We start from the raw sequence: 15,978 nt of genomic DNA, 5'->3' as shown, positions 1-15,978 counted from the left end.
CAGTCGAGTGTTCCACCATCAGTGTCTTAAATTTACAGGCTGTCGCGGCGGTCCGCGAACTCGGCGAGGTCAGCATCGGTATCGATATCCCAGTGGATGCCGGGGTCCTCAACCTCGATGAACGCTGTCCGCTCGGTGGTCTCGATGATATCCCGACCGCCGCGGTCGCCGGAGACTGAGGCGAGCGCATCGAAGTGGTAGCCGTCGAATAGCACGGGGTTGCCCCGCGTCCCCTCGTGTTCGGGAACGACGACGGTTGCCGTCCCTGTACGGTACGCTTCGATAAGCACCTCGATAGTTTCGGCCCGGACGAAGGGCATATCGCCCAGTAGGAACAGGGCGGCGTCCCAGCCGGATTCCTGTGCATAGTCGACTCCATGTCGAACCGACGCGCTCTGGCCGGCCGCGTAATCGTCGTTATGACGAAGCGAAACTGAGAGCGCCTCTAGCGCCTCAGCGACAGCCACGCCCTCGTATCCGAGGACGGCGACAACGTCCGACAGCGGTGACTCACATGCGGTTTCGGCTACCTGTCGGACGACTGCCCTTCCGCCGATGGTTGCCAGTAGTTTGTTACCCGGCTCGTACCGTGAACTCCGCCCAGCGGCGAGGACGACGCCACCGACTTCGGTCCGGTGCTGCCCGCTCATCGTGGCCCTCGTTTCACAACGATACTGAGTAGTTCACCGACGTTCGTCACCGCTGGGCCTCCTGCACATCCGTCGCAGCGACGACCTCACAGATATCCGACGCGAACGACGTAATCACGCCCCGAGAACACCGGCCTGTCTGCGACAGTGCGTGGCTGAGAACGTCTCTGGCGGTACGCCGCTGTGATTCGGTATCCGCTTTGTTGACCAGCGGTATCACAGACGCCTCGGTTGGCGCGTTTCGGAGCCCACCCTCAGGATGTGTGAGCACTGTCCCGACAGCCTCCACCGTAATGGTGTCGCCCACATCGAGGCCTGTGATGTCCGCTACCCGCTCCGGCCGGTGGACCACGTCCGTCGTCAGCATTTCACCGACGGCGGCGACTGAGGCGACCGGAACGACGTGGCTCGCTGTCCTCGGTACGACCGGTTCCCTAGCACCGGGCGCTTTGAACTCGCGCTTGCGTGCGCCGTCAGCCTTGACGAGCAGCCAGTCGAACAGTCCGGCCTCGGATAGCTGTTCCACCACACTCGCGTCGAATCCGCGAACCTTCCGGTCGACTCGCGCCGGATCGGCTACCCTCTCGCGAGCGAAGGCAACTGGCGGTTCGTGTGCGTCGAGGTCGTCGCGCCACTCGTCCGGGCCAGTGAGCGTCAGCGGCAGGTCAGGCGGCGGTGGCATCGCTGTCATTGTCGTGTAGCCCACGTCGTACCCTTCGTCGGTCCCTTCAATCGTCAGTTGTCCCATCGCGGTTTTCTTCCCACCGGCCCCGACAAAGGCGACAGCAGCGCTGGAACCCAGACCCAGCGCAGCAGCCAGATGCATACAGTCGCTCCGCGGGACACACAAAAATAGCTTGCCGAGGCAACGAGGTGTGTCGCCGACAGCGTTTTTGTGACTTAGTAACACACGTACCCGTATGACCCGCGTAGACGTTCGTGGTGAAATCTGTCCCCGGCCGGCGCTCATTGTCCGGCAGGCGCTTTCAGACCTCGACCCTGGGGAGACGCTCGTCGTTCGAGGTGATTACCCACCGGCCGAAAAGAACCTGCGGCGGATGTGTACGACTCACGGCATCGACGTGACGACCGCGGAGACCGCCGGCGAGTCCGACGAGTTCGAACTCGAACTTCAGGTGACCGAGATGGCGTCGCTATCGGAGGCCTGAGTGTGGGCACCGATACGGCGGCTGATGGAGACGAGGAGACGACTCGCCTGACGGAGTACACGGAACTCCACGGCTGTTCCTGCAAAGTCGGCCAGAGCGACCTCGATTCGCTGCTCGCCGAGGCCGGCCTCACGGGTGACAGCGACGCGCTGCTGTTCGGTGTCGGCGAGGACGCCGCTGCCCGGAAACTCACCGACGAGCTCGCGCTGGTCTCGACGGTGGATTTCTTCACGCCTATCGTCGACGATCCGTACGACTTCGGCCGTGTCGCGGCCTGTAACGCCGCTAGCGACGCGTTCGCCACGGGGGCCGTCGAGAACGTCGACTGCCTGGTCGTCCTCGGCCTCCCACGAGAACTAACCGACAGCGCGGCCTCAATCCTCGCCGGCATGGCCGACGCACTGGACGCGATGGACGGCGTCATCGCCGGCGGCCACACAATCATGAGTCCGTGGCCTTTCGCCGGTGGCGCCATCTCGGCGACAGCACGGCCAGACGCCCTGCTCACTTCGCAGGGGGCCAGCCCGGGCGACCGGCTCTACCTGACCAAACCGCTCGGGACACAGCCGGCTATGGGGGCGACCCGCGTGACCGACGCGCAGTTCGTTGAGACAGTCACCGACGCCGCTGACCGCCCGCTCGACAGTATTGCTTCGGAGGCCATCGCGTGGATGACGACCCCGAACCGGGACGCAACGCTGGCGTGCCGTGAATACGCGACCGCGGCGACCGATATCACCGGATTCGGCCTCGCCGGCCAGAGCCGCGTGATGGCCGACCGCTCGAACGTCGGTATCGAACTGACACACCTCCCGGTCATCGCAGGAACGCCCGCCCTTTCGACGCTTTTCGGATACGGGCTAACTGACGGGGAGAGCGCGGAGACCAGCGGCGGACTGTTCGTCTCTGTCCCGCCGGCCGCGACCGACGCCGTCGAAGCAGCGTTCGACGACGCCAGCGTGTTCTACCGAGCTGTCGGGCGTGTCACGGGCGGCAGCGGCGTTACGCTGGATGACCTGACCCTCGAAGAAGTCCGTTCCTAACGTCTAGTAGGAGCCTTCTACCGCAACCGAAGCGTCGCCTCCAGCACGCCACCGCCGAGGCACAGCGCCTTGTCGGAGATCTTCGCTGGGTCGACGGACTCGCCGCGGGGGTCGACGTCGCCGAGCTTTGTGCCCTCGCTGACGCCGAGGCCGCCGTGGATCAGACCGCGAACCAGCCCGTCTATCTCGGTCTCGACCGGCCGGTCGTCGACGGTGCCGACCACGTCGCCGGCTGTGACACTGTCGCCGATGGCGACCGTCGGAGTCCAATTACCGTCGGCCGGGGAACGAAGCACCCGCTCGTGAGTGTAGCCGCGCCGTTCGCCGGGCTCGCCGTCGTATTCGCTCGCAGTCCCCTCGTAGAACACGCGGCCGAGTTCGTGCCCGCGGTCCGTTTCGACGACCGCGTCCACGTCCTCACCGGCCTCGAAATCCGGCCCCATCCCGGCAACTACGTCGGCGTCCCCTCGACGCGTGCCGGTGTCGAACTTCCCTTTCGCCATGATAGCGTCGACGAGCACCGCGGCATCGAGTTCGTCGGCGACGGTTGCCTCTGGGTCGACGAGTACCGGGACGACATCGCCGGCGAGCAGTTCGAGCGCCTCGTCGACATCAGAAGCTGCCTGGCCGGTGACCCCCTCAACAGTCACCTCGTCCTCGTACAGCGCCGCACCGAAGGCGACCGCCCGCCGGACGACTGTCGGCTGTTCGACTTCGGTGACGATAACCGGGAAGCCGGCCTGCTGGAGCCGGTAGACCACGCCGCTCCCGAGGTCGCCACCGCCGCGGACAACGACGAGGTCGTCGAGGTTCAGGCGCGTCGCCCGCTCACCGGCGGCGTCGTGGCGGTCCATGGTGACCTCGGCGAGAATCGAGAGCGCGACGGCGGCCGGCCCGCTCCCGCCGAGGTCGAGCCCCACCGGCGTTCGGACCCGGCTGAGGTCCCGTCGGGCGTACCCCGACTCGGCGAGCGAGTCGAGGACGTGGTTGGCCTTCGCCTCGCTGGCGACGAGGCCGACGTAGCCAGCTTCGTCGTCCAGCGCCGTAGCGACGGCGTCCTGGTCGAACGTCCCGCTCCGCGTCGCAACGGCCACGGCTGTCTCGGTCCCCATCGACAGGTCGCCGAGCGCCTCGCCGTAGTCGCCGTGAATCACGTCGGTAGCGTCGGGAAACTGCCCCGGGTCGGCGTAGGCCTCGCGGTCGTCGACCACGGTGACGGCGTAGCCAAGTCGCTCCGCCAACGGAGCCAGCTCCGTGCTGATGTGGCCGCCGCCGGCGATGTAGAGCCGTGCCTGCCCGCGAACGCGGTCGATGAACACCTCCATCTCGCCGCCACAGACCATTCCCGTGTTACCGCCGCGTTCAAGTTCGTACGTCCGGACGCCGGGGTCGTCGGTTCCCGAGAGTACTGACCGAGCGTCTTGGACGGCGAGGTGCTCGACTGTCCCGCCGCCGATGGTCCCGTACTCCTCGTCGTCGGTGACGACCATCTTGTCCCCCACGTCCCGCGGTGCACTGCCGTCCTTGCGGACGATGGTCAGCAAGGCCGCCGACTCTCCCTGCTCGGCCAGTTCGTCGATGCGTTCGAACAGGCTCATACGAAGCTCTTGACCTCCTGTTCGACGATGGCAGCGACTACGTCGTCGTAGGGTATGGGGTCGATGTCCGGCGTGAGGTCGACCCCCCGTACGTCCACGTCCCTCGCGACCGCCGAGACTGGCGCGTCGATATCCGGCGAGAGGTAGACGCCGTCCTGAATGAGGACGACGTGCGCCTCTGGGTCCCCGGCGGCGGTTCGCAGTCCGATTTCGGCCATCGGCTTGTCGATGAGATACAACATTATCAGAAATCCAGTGTGTGGTCGGCGTCACGGATGCGGGCGGTGACGCGGTCGTCCGACCAGACTGTTACGTCGTCGGCGATTTCACCCTCGTCGACGCCGCGTTCGGCCATCGCCGCGCGGTCCGCGATCATCTGTCCGCCCTGTTCCGCTAAGTCGGCGACGTGCCCGCTCATGTTGAGCGCCTCGCGGCCGACAGCGTCCCGAGCGCCGTACACGCCGTCCTGGGTGAATATCACCGTCACGTCGTGCATATCGAAGCCAGCTGCGACGCCGCGGGCGGCACGCAGCCCCTCCGGGATGTGGACTCGGCCGCACGGAGCGCGGGTGAGCAACACGACGACATCTCGTTTCATAGCGAGACCACCCGGTCAGCCTCACCGATGATGTCCGCCAGGTCCGGAAGCAGCCCGACTTCGACGCCCTCGGGGTAGTCGGCCGGCGCATCGATTCCCCGCGCGTCGACACAGAGCCCGCAGCAGATGACGTCCGCGCCGTCCGCGATAAGCTCCTGAAACTTCTCTGTCGGCATCTCGTCGTACAGTCCGCTGTCCGAACAGCCGGGCAACGTCTGGTCGGCGACGGGGACAAGCGCGCCGTCGAGGTAGTGGAAGTAGCTCACCTCGTGGCCCTGGTCCAGCGCCGCCCGGCCCAGCTCGTAGGCGGTACGCCATCGCTCGCTGTCGAAGGGACCGCCTGTCAGCAGAAACCCGATGTACGCCATACTGTCGAGATTTCGCCGACCTGCTCTTAATAGTTTGCTCGACACAACAAAAAACACTCCGTGTGTGATATTAATCGGAAGAAAACTGTTCGAAACCAACTCACCCATCGCCAGCAGACTGCTCATCGAGTGCCGCCGTCACGTCTTCCGCAGTGAACGGTAGCTCGGTCAGCCGAACGCCGACAGCGTCGCAGATGGCGTTCGAGAGCGCCGGCGGGACGCCGTTCGTCGGGAGTTCCGCGATAGATTTCGCGCCGAACGGACCCGTGGGTTCGTGGGTCTCGACGAGGATGGTCTCCGTCTCGGGGTGGTCGGTCGTCCGTGGCATCCCGTACTGGCGGAACCCGAGCACTTCGGGGTTGCCCTCCTCGTCGAAGGTGAGGTCGCCGCTGGTGGCGTATTCGAGACTCATGTGCTCGCCGCCCTCGATCTGCCCCTCGACCAGCGCGGGGTTGATCGCGACGCCGCAGTCGGCTGCAAACACCAGCTTGTTGAGTTCGTACTCGCCGGTCTCCGTATCGACGGTCACGTCGACGAACTGCGCGCCGTAGGGCGGCGGGCTCTCGTCGGTCGAGTGGTTCCCGTCCCCGAGGATGTGTTCACGCTTGTCATCGCCGTAAGTGGCCTCGTAGCCGATCTCCTCCAGCGACACGCGGTTTCCGGTCCGTTCGCTGAACACGCCGCCGTCGCCGGTGTCGAGCACGTCCGGCGGCTCGTCGAGCAGTTTCGACCCCCACTCTAGCAGCCGCTCTTTGGCGTCCTCGGCGGCGTTCTTGACCGCGCGACCGCTGATGTATGTCGTCGAGGAGGCGTACGCGCCGTAGTCGAACGGCGTCAGGTCGGTGTCGGCAGCGATGACGACGACGTCCTCGGGAGTGCAGCCCAGCACCTCGGCGGCGATCTGGGAGAACATCGTGTCCGCGCCCGTGCCGGTGTCGACGCCGCCGACCTGCAGGTGGAAGCTCCCGTCCTCGTTCATCTGCACCTGCGCCGCGCCGAGTTCCTTGCCTGCGACACCGCTCCCTTGTGCGATGAGCGCCATTCCGACGCCGCGCTTGCGGTGGTCTTCGTCGGGCTGTTCGAGGTCGTCGTAGCCGATAGCCGCCTTTCCGCGGTCGACACATTCGCGGATGCCACACGAGCGAATCCGTCGAGTGAACCGGTCACCGTCTTTCAGGATGGCAACGCTCCGGTCGAGGTCGCCCTCCCGGACCGCGTTTTGAAGTCTGAACTCGATGGGGTCGAAGTCGAGGCGGCGGGCCACCTCGTCCATGTGCGCTTCGACGGCGAAGTGGCCCTGTGGCGCGCCGTAGCCCCGCATCGCCGCGCCCATGGGGAGGTTCGTGTGTACCACGTCCCCTGCAAAGCGGACGTTCGGGACCCGGGGATAGAGGGGAAGCGGCTTCGTTCCGACGTTGTTCGCGACAGTCATGCCGTGGGTGCCGTATGCCCCCGAGTTCGACAGCGTGTAGAGGTCCATCGCCTCGATATCGCCGTCGTCCGTCACTGCGGTCCGCATCCGCATCCGCATCGGGTGCCGAAAGCGGAGCGCGGTGAACTCCTCCTGACGACTCATCTCCAGTTTGACCGGTCGGCCCGCCGCCAGGTGGAGCGCGAAGGCGATGGGTTCTATCGCCATCTCCTGTTTCGACCCGAACCCCGCGCCGATGCGCGGCTTCGTCACCCGTACGTCGCGGATGGGCACGTCGAACAGGTGCGCTATCTGGCGGCGGGTGTGAAAGGGGACCTGCGTCGCTGTGATGAACGTGTGCCGGTCATCCTCGTCCGTGTAGGCGATGGTCGTGTGCGGTTCCGGGACGCAGTGGGACTGGTACGGCGTTTCCCATTCCGTCTCGATGACGTGCCGGTCGTCGTCGTTGCTGGCCCGCTCAAACGCCGCCTCCACGTCACCGAGTTCCCCCTCGAAGTGTGATTCGAGGTTTCGGCTGTAGTCTGCACCCGACTGCCTGTTCTCCACGTCGTCGGCCTCGAACAGTTGTGGCGCGTCCTCGTCGAGGGCTTCTTCGGGGTCGAACACAGCGTCCAGCTCCCGGTACTCGATCTCGATTTTCCGTGCGGCGCGGTCGGCCGTTTCCGGGTCGTCGGCCGCGACAGCGGCGACCGGGTCGCCGACGAAGCGGACGTGCTCGCGTAACACTTTCAGGTCCCACGGGCTCGGCTCGGGATAGGACTGGCCCGAACTGGAGTACAGTTTGTCCGGGACTACGTCGTCGAACGGCGTGATGACGGCGTCGACGCCGTCCATCGCCTCGGCGGCGCTCGTGTCGACCGATTCGACGTAGCCGTGGGCGATGTCGCTGCGAACCACTTTCCCGTGGGCGAGGTCTGGAAACCGGTCGCGGTAGTCCGCCGTGTAACGGGCCTCCCCGGTCACAATCTTCCGCGCGTCGTCTTTCTCCTCGTCTGCCGTGATGGTGTCGCGTTCGGATTTGGGCTTCCGGTCAGGTTCCCGTGCCACGTCCGCCTCTGACTCCTTCTCAGCTCCGGCAGGGGCCGCGTCTTCCACCCCTGTCCTGTCGGGCTGCTCGCTCGTCTCCCGAGCCCGGTCGAAATCGCTCACTGACCGCCCTCCATGCAGTCGCAGTCGTTGACTGTACACTCGGTCGAATTTGCGACCCTCTCGTTGCCTTCGACTGCCTTCCCACCGTCGGCGGCGACGGCTGTCCCGCCGTCCATCCGCTCGGCGGCGTCCAGCACCGCTTCGACGATTTTCTTGTAGCCGGTGCATCGACAGAGGTTGTCCGACAGCGCTTCCCGGACCTCCTGCTCTGTCGGGTCCGTGTTCGCCTCTAGCAGCGCCGTCGAGCGCATGATCATCCCCGGGATGCAGAAGCCACACTGCAGCGCGGTGTTATCGACGAAGGCCTGCTGGACCGGATGCAGGTCGTCCTGCTCGCCCAGGCCCTCGATTGTCTCGATGGATGCGTCCTCTACGTTCATCACCGGCTCGACGCAGGATTTCACCGGCTCGCCGTCGACGTGTACCGTACAGAAGCCACACGCGCCGGTGTCACACCCCCGTTTCGCGCCGGTGTATCCGTTCCGCCGAAGGACATCGAGGAGCGAGTCGGACTTCGCTGCGTCGACCGTCCATTCCACATCGTTAATCTCCAGTTCGATTTCCATATGGCTCATCAGCTCGCTGGCTATGTCAGATACGTGATGAACAGAACGATAAATAGCTGTCGCGGGTGAGTGCCGTCACAAACCGCGACAAACCGCGTGTGTCGTTTATTTGCCCCTTCAGCTGACTGGGTCGGTCAGGCTGACTCGCGGTCGGTGTCGCCGGTAATGTACTCGGCACTTTGTCTCGTTACCGTGGCTGTGAACTCCGGGACCACCCGCCCCTGTGGATTCGCTACCGCATCGTGTTTGACCGTGGCGAGCACCCAGGGCGAACAGTACGATTCTCTGTCCGGGTTGCCACCGGCTAACCAGTTGTCTCCAATCGCGATGTTATCCTGGAGGTCACTGAGTGTCAGTCCAGCACAGATGTACTCCTCCCCGCTGAATGGCAGTGCGTCTGCAGTAAGGACCAGCCACGGGCGGGGATTGTTGCCCCGGTTGTACGGGTCCGGGGCCCAGAACACGTCGCCGGAACTGTACCGACCGTTACCCATCGATGTCACGCGGGTCAACCGCGTGCTCCTGCCAGTCTTCGTAGGACGGTGTCTCACCGTCGGCCTCGTGTGCGGCGATGGCGGCAGCGGCGTGGGCCGTGGCGGTATCGACGCTTGCCTCGTGATCACTGATGCGCCAGTAGTTCCCACGGTGGTCGACTCGTCCCCGTTCACGCAGTCGGACGAGCGTTGGGCCGACAGAGCCTTTCTTGACACCAGTTTCAGCAGCGATTTCGCTCCGGGTAAACGCCTTCTCGGGGTTGTCACGGAGAAACGCAAGAATCGCTCCCGCGTTCGTCTCCGGCGAGGGCGTGTCGACGTCGTCCGGGATATCTTCGAACCGGTCCGCGCTGATTGGCATACCCAGGTGTTACGTACTGAGTATATTAAATATACTGCTGTACTGGACATACTGATTATACCGACAGCTACTATAGTTCATAATTTTAAACAAATAAACCAACAGGTGACTTCGGTAGCCTCAACTGCGGACAGAATAGGACCGAACTGGGGGACTTCCTCAGTCCTTGCGCTCGTCAAGCCTCGCCTTGATTTTTTCGGCGGTAATCGGCATCTCCCGGATACGGACGCCGATGGCGTCTCTGACGGCGTTGGACAGCGCCGGTGGGACCGTGTTGGTCGGGACTTCGGCGACCGACTTCGCGCCGAAGGGACCGGTCGGCTCGTGGGTCTCGACCAGAATCGACTCGATGGGCGGCGTCTCGGTCGCCGACGGCAGTCCGTACTCGTCGAAGTCAGCCACTTCCGCCCGTCCCTCGTCGTCGAGGGTGATCCCCTCGCTGACGGCCATCTCGTAGCTCATGTGGTTTGCGCCTTCGATCTGGCCCTCGGCCATGCCGGGGTTGATGGCGACGCCGCAGTCGACCGCGACGACCAGTTCGTGCACCTCGAACTCGCCGGTGGTCTCGTCGACGGTCACGTCGGCGAACTGCGCGGCGAAGGGCGGGGGACTCTCTTCGGTGCAGTGCGTCCCCTTCCCCAAGATGTGTTCGCGCTCGTCGTCGCCGTACGCGGCCTCGTAGCCGATATCTTCGAGCGTGACGGAATCGCCGCTAGTCTCGCTGTACACCGTCCCGTCGCCGGTTTTCAGGTTCTCGGTCGGCTCGTCGAGCAGTTTCGATCCCCAGTCGAGAATCCGCTCTTTCGCGTCCTCTGCGGCCTTCTTCACGGCCATACCGCTGATGTAGGTTGTCGAGGAGGCGTACGCGCCGTAGTCGAAGGGCGTCACGTCAGTATCGGCGGACTTGACGACTATGTCAGCCTCATCACAGCCCAGCACTTCGGCGGCGATCTGGAGGAACGCCGTGTCAGCGCCGGTACCGATATCGACGCCGCCGACCTGCAGGTGGAAGCTCCCGTCCTCGTTCATCATTATCTGGGCGGCCCCGAGTTCGTCGCCGGCGACGCCGGTCCCCTGCGCGGACAGCGCCATCCCGATGCCGCGGTGCAGATGGTCTGCGGCGGGCTGTTCGAGGTCGTCGTAGCCGATAGCGTCCTTCCCGCGTTCGATGCACTCGTCGAGGCCACACGACCGGATACGGCGCTCCGCGCCTTCGCCGCCCATCATCCCCGCGATCTCGTCGAGGTCGCCGACTTCCATGTGGTGTCGCCGCCGGAATTCGATGGGGTCGAGACCGAGGTCGCGAGCAACCTCGTCGAGATGGCCTTCCAGCGCAAGCGTGCCCTGTGGCGCGCCGTACCCCCGCATCGCCCCGGTCTGGGGCGTGTTCGTGTGAACGATATCGGCCTCGAAGTGGACGTTCGGGACCTTCGAGTACAGCGGCAGCGGCTTGCTCCCGACGTTGCCCGCGACGGTCATGCCGTGGCTGCCGTACGCGCCGGTGTTCGAAAGCGCGTAGATGTCGATGGCTTCGATGTCGCCGTCGTCGGTGACGGCCGTCTTCGCTTTGACCTTCATTGGGTGCCGCGAGCGCATCGCGTAGAACTCCTCCTCACGGCTGGCTTCGTACAGGACCGGGCGATCGGTGGCAAGCGACAGCGCGAGCGGAATCGGCTCGACGACCATCGCCTGTTTCCCGCCGAACCCGCCGCCGACCCGCGGCTTCGTCACGCGGATATCACGGATCGGGATGTCGAACAGGTGGGCGAGCTGGCGGCGCGTGTGGTTCGGCACCTGCGTGCTGGTGATGAGGACGTGGCGGTCGTCCTCGTTCGTGTAGGCCAAGGAGGTGTGTTTCTCGACGTTCGCGTGAGACTGTCGGATCGTCTCCCATTCGGTCTCGTGGACGTGGGTCTCGCCGTCGAGCGCCGCGTCCACGTCTCCGAGTTCGCCCTCGATGTGGGCCATCCGGTTGCGGTCGTAGTCGTGGCCGACAATCTCGTTCTCGACCTCGCCGTCCTCGAACAACTGCGGCGCGTCCTCGCCGAAGGCGTCCTCCGGGTCGGTGACGTAGTCGTACTCCTCGTACGACACCTCGATAGCCTCGACGGCGGCGCTCGCGGTTGTCCGGTCGTCGGCTGCGACGGCGGCAATCGGGTCGCCGATGTAGCGGACGTGCTCGTTCAGAACGTCCATGTCCCACGGGCTCGGTTCGGGATAGGACTGCCCGGCGCTGGTGTATTTTGCGTCCGGCACCGCGTTGGATTCCGGTGTCAGGACCGCGTCGACGCCGTCCATCGCCTCGGCCGCGCTCGTGTCGATATCGGTCACGCGGCCGTGTGGGATTTCGCTCCGGACGACCGCTGCGTACGCCAGGTCCGGATACCGCGCCTCGTAGTCGGCGGTGTACTTCGCCTGCCCGGTGACGAGCTTTCGATCGTCGTACTTCTCCGTCCGGTGGGAGACGCTGTCGCGCTCGTCGGGGGCCTTGTCGTTGTTGTCGGGTTCGTCCCATTCGAGAGGGTGCTCCTCGAACCGTTCGTCTTCGACAGTCTCTGACTGTGAGGCCGTGCCGCCGTCGGCCCTGGCTGTCTCGTCGTCGTCACTCATCGCAGCCACCTCCACAGCAGCCGGTCGACTCGGCTCTGCGCGGGGGCCCATCGACCGACCGGCCGCCGTCCGCGGCAACCGACTGCTCCCCCTGCATTCGTTCTGCTGCGTCCAGAACGGCTTCGACCGGCTTCTGATAGCCGGTACAGCGACAGATGTTGTCGTCCAGCGCCTCCCGGACTTCCCGCTCGGTTGGGTCTGGGTTCGAATCCAGCAGTGCCACCGCCTGAATTATCATCCCTGGGATACAGAACCCGCACTGGACGGCGAAGTTGTCGACGAACGCCTGCTGCACCGGGTGCAGGTCGTCCTGTGTTCCGAGCGCTGCGACGGTCTGTATCTCACTCCCGTCGGCGTCCGCCGCGGCCATTCCGCAGGCCATGCGCACCTCGCCGTCGACGAACACCTTCGATGCGCCGCAGGCTCCGCCGTCGCAGCCACATTTCACGCCGATGTAGCCGTGTTGTCTCAAAACCGTCGCCAGGTCCTCCGCCGACCCGGCTTCGACTCTCGTTCGCTCGCCGTTGATTGTGAGTTCAATATCCACAGAGTACCCTCCAGTTTTCGGCATGCATTACGGATACACGCCTGTTAGTGAACAGGTGTGCAACACCATCTCATATATGTATGGTTCACAGGTGTTTGATCGCAGTGTTGCCAGACGAAGCCGCGGGTCACCAGCAGACAACAGGCTGACACAGCTGCGACAGACAAGACAGTCGCTGTGTGACGTGTGCCAGATGTGTGATATTCACACGCTTGGAACGGAACGGCTCACTCGGCGGCCTTCGTCTGCACAGCGTTCAGCAGTACCTCAGTCCCGGTGACGATGTCATCCCATTCGGTGAATTCGCTCTCGCGATGGCTGATTCCGTCGACGCTTGGAACGAAAATCATGCTCGTCGGAGCTATCTTGTTGAGGTAGTTCGCATCGTGGCCCGCGCCGCTGACCAGTCGCGTGTACTCACAGCCGACCGTCTCGGCGGCCTCAACGACTGTGTCAATGCAGCCCTGATCGAACGGGTCCGCGTCGACCCGCATTATTTCCTCTATCTCGTATTCAAGGCCTTCGCGCTCGGCCGCGTGGGCAACCTCTTCCCTGATCTGTTCGACGGCCGCGTCGACCACGGCATCGTCGTACGAGCGGAAATCGAGCGTGAACTCTACGCGTTCGGGGATGACGTTGATGGCGTTCGGCCAGACGTCGACGCTGCCGACCGTGCCGACGAGGTCCGTTCCCTCGGTCGCCGTGATCCGTCGGACCGCGCGGGTTACGTCCGCCGTCGCCACGAAGGCATCGTGGCGCATATCCATCGGCGTCGGTCCGGCGTGGTTGGCCTGCCCCTCGAAGGTGACGTTCAGCCAGGCAAAGCCGAACACGCCCTCGACAGCGGCGACGGGGATGTCCTGCTGTTCGAGAAACGGCCCCTGCTCGACGTGCATCTCAAAGTAGCAGTGGATATCATCGGCTTCACAGGGTGTTTCGCCCTTGTAGCCGATGCGTTCGAGCTCCTCTCCGAACCGCTTTCCGTCCTTGTCTTCGCGCGCGTAGGCGTAGTCGAGGTCGAAGATATCACAGTAGACACCGCTGCCGAGCATATCCGGCTGAAAACGGACGCCCTCCTCGTTGCTCCAGGCAACGACCTCCAGTGGACGTTCGGTCGTCACGCCGGCGTCGTTGAACGCCTCGATGACTTCCAATCCACCGAGGACGCCGATAACGCCGTCGTACCGCCCGCCGTTGTACTGGCTGTCGATGTGTGACCCGAACAGGACCGGTGCGGCGTCCTCCTCCGTCCCCTCTCGCCGACCGAAGATGTTGCCCATCGTGTCGATACGGACTTCCAGTCCGGCCTCGCGGAACCACTCGACAAGCGTGTCGCGGGCCGTCTTGTTCGCGTCGGACAGGCTCGGTCTGTTCACGCCGCCCCGTTCTGTCGCGCCGATTTTGTTGAACGTATCGAAGCGCTGTCTGAACCGCTCGCTGTCGAGACTGACGGATGGCATTGCGTAGCTGTTCCGCGGTGTCGTCTTGAAGATTGTGTCGGGGTGGCCCCACACAGATCGACAGACACGGTGTGGCACGCGCTCGCCCCCTGTCACACACGGTTGAGACCACCGAAAGAGCCAAACGACCGTTCCGCGAGTCAGCAGACATGACCGAGCTGAGTGCCGCGTCCATCGCGTTCAGAGACGCGCGGGTGCTGGACGGGAGCGGTCGCCCTCCGTTCACTGCGAGCGTGCGTGTCGCCGACGGTCGAATCGATGCAATCAGCGATGCCCCGCTTGACGCAGACCGCGTCGTCGACCTCGACGGGTCGTTTCTCGCGCCGGGGTTCATCGACATGCATGCGCATTCGGAACTGCGGCTGTTCGACCATCCCGGGGCCGAGGAGAAACTGACGCAGGGAATTACGACGGAAGTTCTCGGGCAGGACGGGGTCAGCGTCGCCCCGGTGCCACCGAACCTCACCGACGAATGGGCACAACGGGTCAAATCACTCGACGGCACGCTCGGCGAAACGTGGCCCTGGCACACCGTTGACGGCTACCTCGCGGCGCTCGAATCCGTCGAGCCCGCTGTCAACTGCGCGTACTACGCCCCCCATGGCAACATCAGGTCGATGTTGGCCGGGTTCGAGGACCGCCCGCTCGGCGGTGAACACGTCGTCGCCGCCGGGCCAGTCACCAGTCGACGGCTGGACAGACCAACGTCCGACCACGACACAGCGCCCGGTGAACTCGATGCGATTCGACAGGAGCTCGAAGTTGCGCTGGAAGAGGGCGCGTTCGGTATGTCCAAAGGGATGATATACCCGCCGAGTTCCTACGCTCGTGACGACGAACTGGTGGCGCTGGCGGACACTCTCGCCAAGCGTGACTCGTTTATGATCTCACACGTCTGGAACGAGACGGACCGCGTAGTCGAGTCCATCGACCGGTATCTGGACATCTGCCGACGCGGCGGCTGTCACGCCCACGTCTCCCATCTCAAGGTCGGCGGCCAGCAGAACTGGGGGAATTCAGAGGCTGTCCTCGACCTGTTCGACGATGCCGTTGCCCGTGGCCAGCGGGTCACCTTCGACCAGTACCCTTACACGGCCGGATCGACGATGCTCACTGCGCTGTTGCCGCCGTGGGCGCGACAGGGTGACTCGGAGGCCATCCGTCACCGTCTCAACTCCGCAGCAGTTCGGGACCGCATCGCCGCCGACATCTCTCAGCCGGGCGACTGGGAGAACCTCGCGTACGCCGCCGGCTCGTGGGATAACATCCTCATTACGCGGACGGGAAGCGGGCGCTATCAGGGTGAGACCATTGCGGACATCGCCGCGGAGGTCGACAGCGAACCGGTCGACGCGATGTGTGACCTGCTTGTCGCGGAAGAGTTGGACGTGACGATGGCGGACTTCGTGATGGCCGAGGAAGACATCGAGCGGTTCCTCGCCGACGACCGCGGCACGTTCTGCACCGACGGCATCTTCGGCGGGAAACCCCACCCGCGGGCCATCGGAGCGTTCGGCCGCATCCTCGAACGCTACGTCCGAGAGCGGGACGTGCTCTCGCCGGCACTGATGGCCCGCAAGGCCGCAGGCAACCCCGCCGACATCCTTGGTCTCAGGGACCGCGGCTACGTCCGCGAGGGATACGTCGCGGACCTCGTGGCCTTCGACCTCGATTCCGTGTCCGCGAACGCCACCTACGAGGAGCCGTTCCAGTACACCGACGGGATGGAGTACGTCCTCGTCGGCGGCGAAATCGCCGTCCGGGACGGCGAGCAGACCGGCGCTCGCAACGGCGCGGTGCTTCGCTCCTACGAGGAGTGGGGCGGTGGGACCCGTCCCGAACTCAACCGCGCCGACGAATAGCTGACTGACACGCTCTGCGCGCTGGTCGGTAGCTTCTCGGTCCGTGACGACGCGAAGCGAAAACCGAACCG

The 15,978-nt window shown here is 64.7% G+C and carries 16 protein-coding genes; 3 read left to right on the top strand and 13 right to left on the bottom strand.

The features are described 5' to 3' along the window. Positions 1-32: 32 nt before the first annotated feature. Positions 33-650, bottom strand: a complete 618-nt coding sequence (locus AV929_RS19280; RefSeq protein ID WP_014031300.1) for a nucleotidyltransferase family protein — start codon at positions 648-650, stop codon at positions 33-35. Positions 651-696: 46 nt separating this feature from the next. Further along, positions 697-1,476, bottom strand: coding sequence for a selenium cofactor biosynthesis protein YqeC (gene yqeC, locus AV929_RS19275; protein WP_064289045.1), 780 nt, complete (start codon positions 1,474-1,476; stop codon positions 697-699). 94 nt (positions 1,477-1,570) lie between these two features. Here yqeC and AV929_RS19270 point away from each other — a divergent pair, with 94 nt between their 5' ends. Further along, positions 1,571-1,819, top strand: a complete 249-nt coding sequence (locus AV929_RS19270) for a sulfurtransferase TusA family protein (protein ID WP_050006957.1) — start codon at positions 1,571-1,573, stop codon at positions 1,817-1,819. 2 nt (positions 1,820-1,821) lie between these two features. Continuing rightward, complete coding sequence (gene selD, locus AV929_RS19265) at positions 1,822-2,862, top strand: selenide, water dikinase SelD (RefSeq protein WP_064289044.1); 1,041 nt, start codon at positions 1,822-1,824, stop codon at positions 2,860-2,862. Between the two features lie 17 nt (positions 2,863-2,879). Here the strand turns inward: selD and yqeB are convergent, their stop codons facing one another. The 11 genes from yqeB to AV929_RS19210 all read right to left on the bottom strand — a co-directional run bounded on the left by yqeB (position 2,880) and on the right by AV929_RS19210 (position 14,045). Next, positions 2,880-4,460 carry a selenium-dependent molybdenum cofactor biosynthesis protein YqeB gene (yqeB, locus tag AV929_RS19260; protein WP_064289043.1) on the bottom strand — a complete coding sequence of 527 codons (1,581 nt, stop codon included), beginning with the start codon at positions 4,458-4,460 and terminating at the stop codon, positions 2,880-2,882. Further along, positions 4,457-4,702, bottom strand: coding sequence for a hypothetical protein (locus tag AV929_RS19255; protein WP_023843018.1), 246 nt, complete (start codon positions 4,700-4,702; stop codon positions 4,457-4,459). The genes yqeB and AV929_RS19255 overlap by 4 nt, the downstream gene beginning before the upstream one ends. A 2-nt stretch (positions 4,703-4,704) precedes the next feature. After that, entirely contained in the window at positions 4,705-5,058 is a 354-nt protein-coding gene (locus AV929_RS19250; RefSeq protein ID WP_014031294.1) for a DsrE family protein, read from the bottom strand. Then, complete coding sequence (locus tag AV929_RS19245; protein ID WP_014031293.1) at positions 5,055-5,426, bottom strand: DsrE/DsrF/TusD sulfur relay family protein; 372 nt, start codon at positions 5,424-5,426, stop codon at positions 5,055-5,057. The genes AV929_RS19250 and AV929_RS19245 overlap by 4 nt, the downstream gene beginning before the upstream one ends. A gap of 100 nt (positions 5,427-5,526) precedes the next feature. Beyond that, complete coding sequence (locus tag AV929_RS19240; RefSeq protein ID WP_064289042.1) at positions 5,527-8,007, bottom strand: xanthine dehydrogenase family protein molybdopterin-binding subunit; 2,481 nt, start codon at positions 8,005-8,007, stop codon at positions 5,527-5,529. Beyond that, entirely contained in the window at positions 8,004-8,573 is a 570-nt protein-coding gene (locus tag AV929_RS19235) for a (2Fe-2S)-binding protein (RefSeq protein WP_050006956.1), read from the bottom strand. Before AV929_RS19235 ends, AV929_RS19240 begins: the two co-directional genes overlap by 4 nt. A 134-nt stretch (positions 8,574-8,707) precedes the next feature. Further along, positions 8,708-9,067: a hypothetical protein gene (locus tag AV929_RS19230; RefSeq protein WP_064289041.1), complete on the bottom strand. Its 360-nt coding sequence runs from the start codon at positions 9,065-9,067 to the stop codon at positions 8,708-8,710. After that, positions 9,060-9,428 (bottom strand): hypothetical protein, encoded by a 369-nt coding sequence (locus tag AV929_RS19225; protein ID WP_014031289.1) that lies wholly within the window; start codon positions 9,426-9,428, stop codon positions 9,060-9,062. The genes AV929_RS19230 and AV929_RS19225 overlap by 8 nt, the downstream gene beginning before the upstream one ends. Before the next feature lie 159 nt (positions 9,429-9,587). After that, positions 9,588-12,038 (bottom strand): xanthine dehydrogenase family protein molybdopterin-binding subunit, encoded by a 2,451-nt coding sequence (locus AV929_RS19220; protein WP_064289040.1) that lies wholly within the window; start codon positions 12,036-12,038, stop codon positions 9,588-9,590. Further along, positions 12,031-12,609 carry a (2Fe-2S)-binding protein gene (locus tag AV929_RS19215; protein WP_175055174.1) on the bottom strand — a complete coding sequence of 193 codons (579 nt, stop codon included), beginning with the start codon at positions 12,607-12,609 and terminating at the stop codon, positions 12,031-12,033. The genes AV929_RS19220 and AV929_RS19215 overlap by 8 nt, the downstream gene beginning before the upstream one ends. 203 nt (positions 12,610-12,812) lie before the next feature. After that, entirely contained in the window at positions 12,813-14,045 is a 1,233-nt protein-coding gene (locus AV929_RS19210) for a Zn-dependent hydrolase (protein WP_064289039.1), read from the bottom strand. A gap of 149 nt (positions 14,046-14,194) precedes the next feature. On the opposite strand from AV929_RS19210, the gene AV929_RS19205 reads away from it, so the two are divergent. Beyond that, positions 14,195-15,907, top strand: coding sequence for an amidohydrolase family protein (locus AV929_RS19205; protein WP_064289038.1), 1,713 nt, complete (start codon positions 14,195-14,197; stop codon positions 15,905-15,907). Positions 15,908-15,978: the final 71 nt, after the last annotated feature.

Source organism: Haloarcula sp. K1 (assembly GCF_001647155.1).
Classification (GTDB): Archaea; Halobacteriota; Halobacteria; order Halobacteriales; family Haloarculaceae; genus Haloarcula; species Haloarcula hispanica.
Note: the sequence above shows the minus strand (reverse complement) of the source record. Positions and strands in the feature narration are given on the sequence as shown.

What these genes read in the sequence shown, in the direction of transcription:
- AV929_RS19210 (WP_064289039.1), bottom strand. Translation starts at nt 14,045, where the DNA reads ATGCCATCCGTCAGTCTCGACAGCGAGCGGTTCAGACAGCGCTTCGAT.
- AV929_RS19205 (WP_064289038.1), top strand. Translation starts at nt 14,195, where the DNA reads ATGACCGAGCTGAGTGCCGCGTCCATCGCGTTCAGAGACGCGCGGGTG.
- AV929_RS19255 (WP_023843018.1), bottom strand. Translation starts at nt 4,702, where the DNA reads ATGTTGTATCTCATCGACAAGCCGATGGCCGAAATCGGACTGCGAACC.
- AV929_RS19215 (WP_175055174.1), bottom strand. Translation starts at nt 12,609, where the DNA reads ATGCCGAAAACTGGAGGGTACTCTGTGGATATTGAACTCACAATCAAC.
- AV929_RS19230 (WP_064289041.1), bottom strand. Translation starts at nt 9,067, where the DNA reads ATGGGTAACGGTCGGTACAGTTCCGGCGACGTGTTCTGGGCCCCGGAC.
- yqeB (WP_064289043.1), bottom strand. Translation starts at nt 4,460, where the DNA reads ATGAGCCTGTTCGAACGCATCGACGAACTGGCCGAGCAGGGAGAGTCG.
- AV929_RS19245 (WP_014031293.1), bottom strand. Translation starts at nt 5,426, where the DNA reads ATGGCGTACATCGGGTTTCTGCTGACAGGCGGTCCCTTCGACAGCGAG.
- AV929_RS19250 (WP_014031294.1), bottom strand. Translation starts at nt 5,058, where the DNA reads ATGAAACGAGATGTCGTCGTGTTGCTCACCCGCGCTCCGTGCGGCCGA.
- AV929_RS19270 (WP_050006957.1), top strand. Translation starts at nt 1,571, where the DNA reads ATGACCCGCGTAGACGTTCGTGGTGAAATCTGTCCCCGGCCGGCGCTC.
- AV929_RS19220 (WP_064289040.1), bottom strand. Translation starts at nt 12,038, where the DNA reads ATGAGTGACGACGACGAGACAGCCAGGGCCGACGGCGGCACGGCCTCA.
- AV929_RS19280 (WP_014031300.1), bottom strand. Translation starts at nt 650, where the DNA reads ATGAGCGGGCAGCACCGGACCGAAGTCGGTGGCGTCGTCCTCGCCGCT.
- AV929_RS19235 (WP_050006956.1), bottom strand. Translation starts at nt 8,573, where the DNA reads ATGGAAATCGAACTGGAGATTAACGATGTGGAATGGACGGTCGACGCA.
- AV929_RS19225 (WP_014031289.1), bottom strand. Translation starts at nt 9,428, where the DNA reads ATGCCAATCAGCGCGGACCGGTTCGAAGATATCCCGGACGACGTCGAC.
- yqeC (WP_064289045.1), bottom strand. Translation starts at nt 1,476, where the DNA reads ATGCATCTGGCTGCTGCGCTGGGTCTGGGTTCCAGCGCTGCTGTCGCC.